Annotated in this window: 10 protein-coding genes; 1 reads left to right on the top strand and 9 read right to left on the bottom strand. The window is 62.1% G+C overall.

Annotation, left to right across the window (positions count from 1 at the left end; translation table 11 throughout):
* Window position 1 precedes the first annotated feature (1 nt).
* The 9 genes from dapB to GBB14_RS01610 form a co-directional block, all read right to left on the bottom strand.
* Window positions 2-754, bottom strand: a complete 753-nt coding sequence (dapB, locus tag GBB14_RS01570) for a 4-hydroxy-tetrahydrodipicolinate reductase (protein WP_151528573.1) — start codon at window positions 752-754, stop codon at window positions 2-4.
* A gap of 78 nt (window positions 755-832) precedes the next feature.
* The gene (gene galK, locus GBB14_RS01575; protein ID WP_151528572.1) at window positions 833-2,098 is read right to left on the bottom strand and encodes a galactokinase; all 1,266 of its coding nucleotides are present in this window, start codon (window positions 2,096-2,098) and stop codon (window positions 833-835) included.
* Complete coding sequence (galT, locus tag GBB14_RS01580) at window positions 2,099-3,286, bottom strand: galactose-1-phosphate uridylyltransferase (protein WP_151528571.1); 1,188 nt, start codon at window positions 3,284-3,286, stop codon at window positions 2,099-2,101.
* Between the two features lie 228 nt (window positions 3,287-3,514).
* Window positions 3,515-3,775, bottom strand: a complete 261-nt coding sequence (locus tag GBB14_RS01585) for a cell wall anchor protein (RefSeq protein WP_151528570.1) — start codon at window positions 3,773-3,775, stop codon at window positions 3,515-3,517.
* A 27-nt stretch (window positions 3,776-3,802) separates the two neighbouring features.
* Window positions 3,803-5,464, bottom strand: a complete 1,662-nt coding sequence (locus tag GBB14_RS01590; protein WP_151528569.1) for a sodium:solute symporter family protein — start codon at window positions 5,462-5,464, stop codon at window positions 3,803-3,805.
* A 92-nt stretch (window positions 5,465-5,556) separates the two neighbouring features.
* A complete protein-coding gene (locus GBB14_RS01595; RefSeq protein WP_192796245.1) occupies window positions 5,557-6,480 on the bottom strand; it encodes an aldose epimerase in 924 nt (307 codons plus the stop codon).
* Between the two features lie 541 nt (window positions 6,481-7,021).
* Window positions 7,022-9,259: a polyribonucleotide nucleotidyltransferase gene (locus GBB14_RS01600; protein WP_151528567.1), complete on the bottom strand. Its 2,238-nt coding sequence runs from the start codon at window positions 9,257-9,259 to the stop codon at window positions 7,022-7,024.
* A 188-nt stretch (window positions 9,260-9,447) separates the two neighbouring features.
* Entirely contained in the window at window positions 9,448-9,717 is a 270-nt protein-coding gene (gene rpsO / locus GBB14_RS01605; protein WP_151528566.1) for a 30S ribosomal protein S15, read from the bottom strand.
* A gap of 115 nt (window positions 9,718-9,832) precedes the next feature.
* Complete coding sequence (locus GBB14_RS01610) at window positions 9,833-10,807, bottom strand: bifunctional riboflavin kinase/FAD synthetase (protein WP_151528565.1); 975 nt, start codon at window positions 10,805-10,807, stop codon at window positions 9,833-9,835.
* 32 nt (window positions 10,808-10,839) lie between these two features.
* Between GBB14_RS01610 and truB the strand changes: the two genes are divergently transcribed.
* Window positions 10,840-11,781 carry a tRNA pseudouridine(55) synthase TruB gene (truB, locus tag GBB14_RS01615; RefSeq protein ID WP_151530471.1) on the top strand — a complete coding sequence of 314 codons (942 nt, stop codon included), beginning with the start codon at window positions 10,840-10,842 and terminating at the stop codon, window positions 11,779-11,781.
* Window positions 11,782-11,787 lie beyond the last annotated feature (6 nt).

The raw sequence follows: 11,787 nt of genomic DNA on the forward strand, positions 1-11,787 counted from the left end.
CTTAGAGCCCGAGGTAGTGCTCCAGTCCCACAGTGAGCCCGGGGTGCTGGGCATAGTTGCGCACGCCCACGAGCACACCGGGAATAAAGGAGGTGCGATCATAGGAGTCTTGCTTGATGGTCAGCGACTGGCCCTGGGTACCGAAGATCACGGTCTCGTGGGCCACGGTGCCGCTCATGCGCACGGCGTGTACCGGCACTCCCTGCACATCGGCGCCGCGTGCCCCCTCGAGGGACTGGGTGGTGGCATCCGGCTGGCTGTCCATACCGGCCTCGCGGCGGGCCTCGGCGATGCCCTCCGCGGTGTGGACTGCGGTACCCGAGGGAGCGTCCAGCTTGTTCGGGTGGTGCATCTCAATCACCTCGGCCGATTCGAAGAAACGCGCGGCCTGGCGGGCGAATTGCATCGTGAGCACCGCCGAGATGGCGAAGTTCGGGGCAATGAGCACCGAGGAGCTGGAGTTTTCCAGCCAGCCGCGCACGGTCTCGAGGCGCTCGGCGGTGAAGCCGGTTGTTCCCACCACCGCGGAAATATTGTGGGAGATCATGAACTCGAGATTGTCCATCACCACGTCCGGGGTGGTGAAATCCACCACTACCTCGGCTCCCGATGCGACGAGCTCGTCTAGGCTATCGCCCCGATCGAGTGCCGCGACCAGGCGCAGATCCTCGCTGGCCTCCACGCCCGCTACAACCGCCTGGCCCACGCGGCCCTTCGCTCCGAGGACGCCAACTGCAATGGTGGATTCTGCCATGATGTTCTTCCCTGCTCCTTGAGATAGCTAAAAGACTGGTGGGTTAATGTACCCCACCAGTCTAGGCAAGCGTCCCTGTTATGTGTGGGAGAACCTACCGTGCGCGCTCTCCACGATGCGTGCGCCCCAGCCCGGCATGGCGAGCAGGAACTCCGGCTGCGGGTAGCCGCGCTCCGCGGCGCGCTCGTTGATGGCCTCGACCAGCTCGGTGGCGGTGCGGATATCGATCAGCGCGATGGCCGAGCCACCGAATCCACCACCGGTCATGCGGGCGCCGAGGGCGCCGAACTCGCGGGCGGTATCCACCACTAGGTCGAGCTCCTCGGTGGAGACTTCATAGTCGTCCCGCAGCGAGGCGTGGGAGGCCCACATGTGCTCGCCAAAGCCCTGCAGGTTGCCGTCGACAAGCATCTGCACAGCCTCGGAGGTGCGCTCGATCTCACTGATGACGTGCCGCACCCGGCGGTGTACTACTTCCTGCCATTCTTCCTCCGTACTGCCCTCGGGCACATTCTGTGCCGCCCACTGCTGGGCGACGGCGAAGGGATCCTCGACCTCGCGGAGGGTCGCAACGTGGGCGTGGGCGGTGACCCCGTCGATCACGGCGCGGCGGGAGGCGTATTGGCCATCGGCCAGCGAGTGCGGGGCGTTGGTATTGCACACCACCAGGGTGTAGCCGGCGGCACCGACATCAAAAGGCACCAGCTGCTCGGAGTTGTCCAAGAAGTCGATGGCCAAAGCATTATCTTCCTGGGCAAGCAGGGAGATGCGCTGGTCCATACCGCCGGTAGAGGCACCAACGACCTCATTTTCTGCGCGCATGGCGCACTCGACGAGACGGCGGCGACGACGCGGGGTCATCTCCATACCCGCCAGGGCCATGGCGGCGGTGATGGCGGAGCATTCGATGGCCGCGGAGCTGGACAGGCCAGCCCCCAGCGGAACATCGGAGACCATGGCCAGATCCATGCCCTGCTCCGGCAGAATGCCCGCCTCGATGGCGGCCCAGACCGCACCGATGACATAGCCGGCCCAGTTATCGGGATGCTTCGGGCCGACCTCATCGATCCGGCACTCCACCACCGCGGGATCGGCGCCAACGGAGCTCACGCGCAGCACATCATCGGGGCGCGCCGCGGCCGCGATATATGCGCGGTTGTGCAGCGCGAAGGGCACGCTGATGCCGCCGGCGTAGTCGACGTGCTCGCCGATGAGGTTGACGCGACCCGGCGCAGCTACGACCACGCTCGGATCAGCATCGAAGATCTCACGGAAATGCTCCTTAGCGCGTTCAATGCCCTGCGGAGCCTCGAGGGTGTCCATCCACTGGACGCTCTGTGTCATTTACTTCTCCCCTGCCTCAAGAATCTCTCGGAAACGATCGGCAATGCGTTCAGGGGTGGTGTCCGAGATCCACGCCCCCATGCCGGATTCGGAGCCGGCCAGGAACTTCATACGGTTCGGGGAACGCATCATGGAAAATAGCTGCAGGTACAGGCGGCCATAGCGGCGGTCCTCGCCGATCGGCGCCTGGTTCCAGCCTGCGATGTACGGGGTTTTCTCCACCCCGTCAAAGAAGTTGTCCACTGCCCCCAACAGACGCAGATAGATGCGCGTGAGCTCATCCTTTTCCGCATCGTTGAGGCAGGCGAAGTCATAGGCCTCGGCGCGCTTGGCCATCACCATGACCTCCACCGGCCATTCTGCGGCGGCGGGCACGAAGGCGATGAAGTGCTCACCGTCGATGAGCACGCGGCGGCCACTGTCCTGCTCGGCGCTGATAATCGCGTCGAAAAGCGAGCCACCCTTGCTCTCCTCATAGGCCTTGGCCTGCGTCAGTACCGCTTGGGCGCGCTTCGGCAGATAGGGATAGGAGTAGATCTGGCCGTGCGGGTGCTGCAGCGTGACTCCGATTTCCTTACCGCGGTTTTCGAAGGGGAAGACGATGCGCACGCCCTCGATCTCCGAGAGCTCCTTCGTGCGGTGTGCCCATGCCTCCACCACGGTGCGGGCGCGAGTAAAGCCGAGGTCCTTGAAGGACTTGCTGGGCTCGGGGGTAAAGCACACCACCTCGCAGCGGGCCTGGGCGGCACCGCGGGGATAGAGCTCGTTGTCATCGACATAGCCGGAAAAGTCCACATCCTCCGGAATGTGCAGCGACAGCGAGGGGAAGCGGTTTTCGAAGACCACCACGTTGTAGTCATTGGCCGGGATCTCGGTGGGGATCTCTCCGGGGGTGGTGGGCGCCAGGGGGTTTTCGTTGGCCGGCGGCATGAAGGTGCGGTTCATGCGGTGGGCGGCAAAGACCACCCATTCGCCGGTCAAGGGATCACGGCGCATCTCCGAGACCGTGCTCGCAGGGGGCAGCTCGCGGCTATCGTGCAGTTCACGAGTAGCCTTCCCCGATACATAGTCCGGCTCGTCATCAAAGTAGATGAGCTCGCGACCATCAGCGAGACGGGTGCGGGTGATAGCCACCTCGGGGGACGCGGAGTCGGATACGCTCCTCGGGGTCTCGTCTGGCATTGCCATTGAACATTCACTTCCTTAAACGGAGAATTCGGCGACGCTCACAGCCACTCCCGTGAGCCTGCTCTGAGGGGGTGATGATGAAATTATGGAAAAGAAAAGCGTGTGTGGTGTGCCCTAGCACGGCCCCCAACGAGGGCGCCGCGGCAGGATGTCCAGCCGGGGCAGCTGGGCACACCACTGGCCCCGGACTGTGCCGCGAGGGGCGATCGTCCCTCGCGGCGTGCAGTATTACTGGATGTCCTCGATGTCATCGGGGACGATGATCGGACGCATCTTCGCCCACGCGAAGAAGACGATGGCCACAACAGCCATCATAAGGCCGGTCCACAGGTTATAGGTGGCGTCCTTGGGCACGCCGGTGGAGGGATCCACACCGGGATCCAAGAGCAGCCAGGAACCCAAGAGGATCACAGCGTAGAGGCCGATGAGCCCGCCGATGACGTTGCGAATATCGAAGGCGCCAGCCTTGTGGGTATCTTTTTTAGCCATGGTTATTACTCCTTCCTTGATCTAGTGCTAGGCGAAGATCACGTTGAGCGCGATCACGAGAACCATGCAGAGGATACCGAGCGGCACCGTGCGGTTGTACCACGGCAGGCTGGCCTCAGCAGCGTCAGTGAGGTTCTCCTTCGGGGTCACGGACTTCACGAAGCCAACCAGCTCATGATCCGGCTTCGGCTTCGTCATCATGGAGACCACGATGGAGAAGGTGATGTCCACGATGAAGGCGATGGAGGCAGCCACGAACGCGGTGCCCTGACCGGGCAGGTTGAAGAAGCCCGACTCCACCGAGGAGAAGGTGGCGATGGCCCAGTAGGCCATGGCGGACAGAGTACCCATGACTAGGCCCACCCAGCCGGCGGTCGGGGTCATGCGCTTCCAGAACATACCGAGGATGAAGGTGGCGAACAGCGGGGCGTTGAAGAAGCCGAACAGAGTCTGCAGGTAGTCCATCACGTTGCCGAAGTTCTCGGCGATCAACGCGGTGAACACGGCGATGAGGGTAGCCAGCACGGTGGCCATGCGGCCGACCTTGGTGTAGTAATCATCCTGCTTATCTTTGACCACATAGCCCTGCCAGATGTCATAGCTCATCACGGTGTTGAAAGCAGAGATATTGGCAGCCATACCGGCCATGAACGCGGCGAGCAGACCTGCCAGCGCCACACCGAGCAAACCATTGGGCAGCAAATCACGCATCAGATAGAGCATTGCGTCATTCGGCTCGGCGCTGCCATTCATAATCGGGGTGACGGTGGCGCCGGCAATCATGCCGGGCACGACCACGACGAAGGGAACGAACATCTTCGGGAAGGCACCAATAATCGGGGTCTTCCGAGCCGAGGAGAGCGAATCAGCAGCCATGGAGCGCTGCACCTCCACGAAGTTGGTGGTCCAATAACCGAAGGAGAGCACGAAGCCCAAGCCGAAGGTCAGACCGATCACCGAGATCACCGGGTTATCGAAACCGGAGATCTCCGTGCCCGGCCAGGTGTGGAAGTGGCTTTCATTCTCCACAGCGTTCTTCAGACCCTGCCAGCCACCGATATTGTGCAGACCGATCAGGGTCAGCGGCAGCAGTGCGGCGATAATCACGAAGAACTGCAGCACCTCATTGTAAATAGCGGCCGAGAGACCACCGAGGGTGATGTAGCTGAGCACAATCACCGCGGCGATAACGAGGGTGACGATCAGCGGCCAGCCCAGCAGGGAGTTGACCACCTTGGCCAGCAGCAGGAGGTTAATACCGGCAATGAGCAGCTGCGCCACGGCGAAGGAGATGGCGTTGACCAAGTGCGCGCCGGGGCCGAAACGCCGCAGCATGAACTCGGGCACCGAACGCACCTTGGAGCCGTAGTAGAAGGGCATCATCACGATGCCGAGGAACACCATGGCCGGCACAGCGCCGATCCAGAAGTAGTGCATGGTTTGGAAGCCATACTGCACACCGTTGGCGGACATGCCCACGATCTCGACGGCGCCCAGGTTAGCGGAGATGAAGGCAAGGCCCGTCACCCACGCAGGCAGCGAACGGCCCGAGAGGAAGAAGTCGATGGAGCTCGACACGCGCGAGCGGGCGGCCCAGCCGATTCCGAGAACGAAGACGAAATATAACGCGACGATCGCGTAATCGACCCACGTGGCATCAAGCCGGAGCGCGGATTCAGCGACGATCATGTTGCTTTCTCCTTGGGTTGGTTTGTGGCTCCGCGAGCATTCTTCCGCAAAGCCTGCTTGGTTATGAGTGTCTATATTCAGTTAAAGAGCTTCTAGCCTGCCGCGATGGCGAAGTTGATGCTCAGGCTTTCTTCGGGATCTAGCTCGGCCGCCCCATGGGAGCGGAAAGCGTTGACCGGCGCCGACATCGGCTCCACCGCCAGGGCCCGCCCCACTCCGGGATAACCGCAGTCATAGTCGGGATCAGCCGTAAAGACCTGCAGCCACGGGGTGCGCATGTCCGAACGCAGCACCACGGACGCATCGCTATCGCGATGCCGCAGGGTGACTTCATAGGCAGAGGGCTGCTGGGGCTTGTCGACGCTGAAGCAGTGATCAAAGAACACCCCGTCCATCGCGATCCCCGTGGCCACATCCTCGTTCACGCCGAGGTGAATGGTCGCCGTCATCGGCCCCGCGGGCAGATTGCGGGTCGTTTCCAAAGGCAGATAGCTGCCACAGGGAAGGGTGAGCTCGCATTCGTCCAGCGGCGCACCGTGGGCGGTGATATACGGGTGGAAGCCCACGGCTACGGGCGCAGTGTCATCGCTGGCATTGCGCACTCGATACGCACAGCTCAATCCGGTGGCCTCATCAAGGCTCCAGGTCACGCTGTGGTGCAGCGCCCAGGGCCAGCCTTGGTGCTGGCCATCGTGCAGCTCGAGTGTGACGGACGCCTCGGAGATGTCCACGCACTGCCACTCTTGGTAGTGCACGAAACCGTGAATAGCGTTATTGCGCTGCGGCTCGGTGATCTCCAATTCATGGGTGGTGCCGTGGAAAATGAAGACTCCGCCGTCCACTCGGTTGGGCCAGGGGCTCAGAATATTGCCGGCATTCATCGGCGCATCCTCACCTGCCTCGTACCCGATGAGCAAGGGAGCGCCTCGATAGCTCAGGGTGCGCACTCCCCCACCTCGAGTGGTGATCGTTGCGGTGTAATCGCCGGCTGTGAGGGTGATATCGCGGGTGGTCATGAGTTCGCGTCCCTTTCCGTGCATTGTGCGGGGAGCGTTGCCGCTCCACCGCGCCACTAGCTATGAGGTACCACACACACCTACAGGCACAGGTAATAATCAACAGCCTGTGAGTATGTGTGCTTCTGCACTCATGCTACGCCCACTTTTGCGGAAATGAACACCATGAATTCACCGCCATCTGAGAGCCCATGTTCCACTCTCCGGCCTTCTTATAAGCCCTGACCTGCGCGATAAGGGAGACATTTACGCACATCAAGCCCAACATCAGACGACCTACCTGCCTAGTTCGTGGCTAAGCTCACAGCCGCAACGTGCCCGCTTCCCTCATGTGGGGTTGCTTGGGGTAACGATCAGAGAATGCAGCCACTCGGGCGTGGTTATATCCTCTCTCACACTGGTCTTATCATTGCCTCATCTGTGCCTGCAGCGGGCTGAGCGGGCAGACATAGGCAACGCCCCGCAGCACACACCTAGGTGTGCTGCGGGGCGTTGTTATTTAAGCACTACGCACCCGAGAGTCGGGTACGCGGCGGAGAGCTTAGCTCTCCTCGACGGGGATCAAAGAGATCTTGCCACGATTGTCGATATCGGCGATCTCCACTTGGAGCTTGTCGCCCACATTGACCTCGTCCTCGACCTTCTCGATGCGCTTCTTGCCACCGAGCTTCGAGATGTGCACCAGACCGTCACGGCCCGGCAACAGGGACACGAACGCGCCGAAGGGAGTGGTCTTGACCACGGTGCCGAGGTAGCGCTCGCCCACCTTGGGCAGCTGCGGGTTCGCAATGGCGTTGATCTTCTCAATCGCCTGCTCCGCAGCCTCACCGGAGGTGGCGGAGATGAACACCGTACCGTCTTCCTCGATGGAGACGTCAGCACCGGTGTCCTCGGTGATCGAGTTAATCGTCTTGCCCTTGGGCCCAATGATCTCGCCGATCTTGGACTGCGGCACCTTCACAGAGGTGATACGCGGTGCGTAGTCGCTCATCTCATCCGGCTCATCGATCACATCGGCCATCGTGTCGAGGATGGTCAGACGCGCGTCGCGAGCCTGGGAGAGCGCGTCGGCAAGGACAGAGGACGGAATACCATCCAGCTTGGTGTCGAGCTGCAGCGCGGTGACGAAGTCGGCGGTGCCGGCCACCTTGAAGTCCATGTCGCCGAAGGCATCCTCGGCGCCGAGGATATCGGTGAGCGCCACATACTCGGTGGAGCCCTTCACCTCGCCGGAGACCAGGCCCATGGCGATACCCGCGACGGGTGCCTTCAAGGGCACACCAGCGTTGAGCAGCGAGAGCGTGGACGCACACACCGAGCCCATGGAGGTAGAGCCGTTGGAGCCCAGCGCCTCGGAGACCTGACGGATGGTGTAGGGGAAATCCTCGCGGGAGGGGATCACCGGGATCAGGGCGCGCTCGGCGAGCGCACCGTGGCCGATCTCGCGGCGCTTCGGGGAGCCCACGCGACCGGTCTCGCCGGTGGAATAGGGCGGGAAGTTGTAGTGGTGGATATAGCGCTTGGAGGTGGTGGGAGTCAGCGAATCGATCTGCTGCTCCATCTTCAGCATGTCCAGAGTGGTCACGCCGAGGATCTGGGTTTCGCCACGCTCGAAGAGGGCGGAGCCATGGGCGCGCGGGATCAGATCCACCTCCACGCTGAGGTCACGGATGTCGGTGACATCGCGGCCATCGATACGGAAGTGCTCGGCCAGGATGCGCTGGCGCACGATCTGCTTCATCACCGAGTTATAGGCGGCGCGGATCTCCTTCTCCTGATCCTCGAAGCGCTCGCTCAGCTGCTCCTCGATCTCTTCCATGTGCTCATTGGTGGCCTCGTCGCGCTCCTGCTTACCGGAGATGGTGAGCAGCTTGTTGAGCTTCTTGGCGGCCTTCTTCTCCACGGCCTCGAAGATCTCCTCGGAGTACGGCGGGAAGAGCGGGAACTCCTGGGTCTCCTTGGCGGTCTCCTTAGCCAGCGCCTCCTGGGCGCGGCAGAGAACGTCAATGAAGGGCTTAGCGGCCTCCAGACCCTCGGCCACAACCTGCTCGGTGGGAGCCGGAGCACCATCGTTGATGCGCTCGACCACGTTCTCCGTGGCGCCGGCTTCCACCATCATCACGGCCACATCGTCGACATTCTTGCGTCCCTGCTTGCGGGTGACGCGACGACCAGCAACCACCAGCTCGAATACGGCGGAGTTGTGCTGCTCATGGGTGGGGAATGCCACCCATTGGCCCTTGGGATGGTCCTCGTCCACAACGAGAGCCATACGCACGCCGCCCACGGCGCCGGAGACCGGCAGACCGGAGAGCTGGGTGGCAGCGGAGGCGGCGTTGATAGCCACCACGTCGTACATATCCTGCGGGTTCACCGACAGCACGGTGACCACGATCTGTACCTCATTGCGCAGGCCCTTGACGAAGGTCGGGCGCAGCGGCCGGTCAATCAGACGGCAGGCTAGGATGGCCTCGGTGGAGGGGCGGCCCTCACGACGAAAGAAGGAACCGGGGATGCGACCTGCAGCGTACATGCGCTCTTCCACATCCACGGTCAGCGGGAAGAAGTCGAAACCTTCACGCGGCTGATTGGATGCGGTGGAAGTGGCCAGCATCATGGTCTCTTCATCGAGATACGCGGTCACGGAACCATCAGCCTGGCGGGCAAGCTGTCCTGTTTCGAGCCGGATCTCGCGGGTACCGAAGTCGCCATTATCGATGGTGGCAACTGCTTCGATGATTCCGAAGTCGGTGTCTTTATTAACGAATACGTCGCGCATGTGTGCTTGCGAACTCCTCTTATAACTAAAAATGGAGGCGGTCATCGGTGCCGCCTGAGTTGGGTGTCTATAACGGTGATTTAGTCTAGCAGTTCCGCAGCACATGGCGCATAAAAAACACCACCTTCTCGACGCACAAGGACGAGAGGTGGTGAGATGAGGCGGTAATCGCCTCCGATGCACGACGCTTAGCGACGCAGACCCAGACGGGAGATCAGGTCACGGTAGCGATCGATGTTGGTGCGCTGCAGGTACTGCAGCAGGCCCTTACGACGACCAACGAGCAGCAGCAGACCACGACGGGAGTGGTGATCGTGCTTGTGGCTCTTCAGGTGCTCGGTGAGGTTGCGGATGCGGTAGGTGAGCAGGGCAACCTGAGCCTCGGGAGAACCGGTATCGGTCTCGTGCAGACCGTACTCGTTCAGGATTTCTTTCTTCTTTGCGGTATCCAATGCCATGAGGGGATCCTCCAAAAATATTTCAGTCCGCAGTAAAAAACAGGCACCGCCCTCCCATTAGGAGGTCGGTGGGCGTGACTGTTGCAGACCACAGTCACAACCAACCCGAGAGATATTAGCAGTCGATAGGTTCGGAAACAATTGCGCGGGTGGCGGCCACGTCTGAGCGAATCGCAGCAAGCAGGTCCTCAATCCCGTTGAACTTCTCCATGCCGCGCACAAAGTCCACAAACTCCACCCGCACCTGATGGCCGTAAAGATCCGCCTCGCGGTCGAGCACGAAGGTTTCTACGCTGCGGCGCGGATCCTCAAAGGTGGGGTTATTTCCCACCGAGATCGCCGCCGGATAGCGCACCCCGCACCGCATATCGCCGGGACTGGGAGTGGAGTCCAGCACGGTAAAATACCCGGCATAGACGCCATCGCCGGGCAGGGCCTGGCTGGGCGGGAAATAGAGATTCGCGGTGGGAAATCCCAGTTCCCTGCCGCCGCGGCCGGCACCGCGCACAACCTCGCCCTGCACCGCGAAGGGGCGAGTCAGCGCCGCATTGGCCTCGCGGATCTCGCCGCGCTCGAGCATCCCGCGGATACGGGTGGAGGAGATCGGCAGACCCGCTTCATTTAACAGCGGCAACACCGCCACCTCGACGCCGTATTTCTCGCCGAGCTCGCGCAGCGTGTCGGTGGTGCCGGCAGCCTTATGACCGAAGGTGAAGTTCTCCCCCACCACCACGGCCTTCGCGCCGAGCTTCTCGACGAGCACGGTGGTGAAAAACTCCTCTGGCGACAGGTGCGCGAGGGAGGCGTCGAAACGCAGCGCCAGCAGATGGTCGATATTCAGCGCGGCTGCGATCTCGGCACGGTCATACACAGTGCCGAGCAACGGCGGCATCTTATCTGGGCGCACCACGGCCAGCGGATGCGGATCAAAGGTCACGAGCACAGAGGGCACGCCGTTCTCCCCAGAAAGAGCGGCGGCGCGGCGGAGCAGGGTTTGATGTCCGCTGTGAATGCCATCAAAAACTCCGATGGTGACCACGGAGGCGTCGAGCTGTGCGGGGACGTTATCCAGACCATGCCAAATATTCACAAGTGTATAGGGTACGGCATAGGCTAATACGCATGTCTTTCCCCCAAGAGAAGATCCCCTCCCCCGCTCAGCTGGCCGCCGCCGCAGACCCCCTCGCCACCTCGGGACTGGTGGTGGTGGACAAGCCTCAGGGCATGACCTCCCACGATGTGGTGGGGCGGCTGCGGCGGATCTTCGGCACCCGCAAAGTAGGCCATGCCGGCACTCTTGACCCGATGGCCACCGGGGTGTTGGTGGTCGGTATCGAACGCGGCACCAAGTTCCTCGCGCATCTCGTGGCAGATACCAAAACCTATGACGCCACCATCCGCTTAGGCGCCGCTACCACCACCGATGACGCCGAGGGCGATATTCTCACCCAGCACGATGCCTCCGCGATCAGCGATGAGCAGATTCACGACAGTATCGCACAGCTTCGTGGGGAGATTATGCAGCGCCCCTCCTCCGTCTCGGCGATCAAGATCAATGGCCGCCGCGCCCACGAGCTGGTGCGCGAGGGAATCGAGGTGGAGATTCCTGAACGCAGCGTCACTATCTACTCTTTCGTGGTTCATTCCATTGCGCGCCACGATAGCTGGGTGGATATCCGCTGCTCGGTGCACTGCTCCTCGGGCACCTATATCCGCTCCCTCGCCCGCGACCTCGGGGCGGGGCTGGGCGTGGGTGGCCACCTCACGGCGCTACGTCGCAGCACTGTTGGCCCCTTCACCCTCGACCACGCCCGCACCTTGGAGGAGCTCGAGGATACGCCTGAGCTGTCCTTGAGCCTGGATCAGGCCATGGCCGTGAGCTTTCCCCCGCTGCCGCTGAGCGCAGCGGAGGCGCGGGATGTGAGCATGGGGAAATGGCTCTCCCCGCGCGGGCTCAAAGGCGTGCACGCGGCACTGGCCCCGGATGGCCGAGCGATTGCGCTGCTTAAAGAAAAGGGCTCGCGCTTATCGACGGTATTCGTCGCCCGTCCCTCGACCCTCTAGCGCAGC

It is taken from the genome of Corynebacterium sp. 51B (assembly GCF_008930785.1).
Lineage (GTDB): Bacteria > Actinomycetota > Actinomycetes > Mycobacteriales > Mycobacteriaceae > Corynebacterium > Corynebacterium megadyptis.

What these genes read in the sequence shown, in the direction of transcription:
- galT (WP_151528571.1), bottom strand. Translation starts at nt 3,286, where the DNA reads ATGGCAATGCCAGACGAGACCCCGAGGAGCGTATCCGACTCCGCGTCC.
- GBB14_RS01585 (WP_151528570.1), bottom strand. Translation starts at nt 3,775, where the DNA reads ATGGCTAAAAAAGATACCCACAAGGCTGGCGCCTTCGATATTCGCAAC.
- GBB14_RS01600 (WP_151528567.1), bottom strand. Translation starts at nt 9,259, where the DNA reads ATGCGCGACGTATTCGTTAATAAAGACACCGACTTCGGAATCATCGAA.
- galK (WP_151528572.1), bottom strand. Translation starts at nt 2,098, where the DNA reads ATGACACAGAGCGTCCAGTGGATGGACACCCTCGAGGCTCCGCAGGGC.
- truB (WP_151530471.1), top strand. Translation starts at nt 10,840, where the DNA reads ATGTCTTTCCCCCAAGAGAAGATCCCCTCCCCCGCTCAGCTGGCCGCC.
- dapB (WP_151528573.1), bottom strand. Translation starts at nt 754, where the DNA reads ATGGCAGAATCCACCATTGCAGTTGGCGTCCTCGGAGCGAAGGGCCGC.
- GBB14_RS01595 (WP_192796245.1), bottom strand. Translation starts at nt 6,480, where the DNA reads ATGACCACCCGCGATATCACCCTCACAGCCGGCGATTACACCGCAACG.
- GBB14_RS01590 (WP_151528569.1), bottom strand. Translation starts at nt 5,464, where the DNA reads ATGATCGTCGCTGAATCCGCGCTCCGGCTTGATGCCACGTGGGTCGAT.
- rpsO (WP_151528566.1), bottom strand. Translation starts at nt 9,717, where the DNA reads ATGGCATTGGATACCGCAAAGAAGAAAGAAATCCTGAACGAGTACGGT.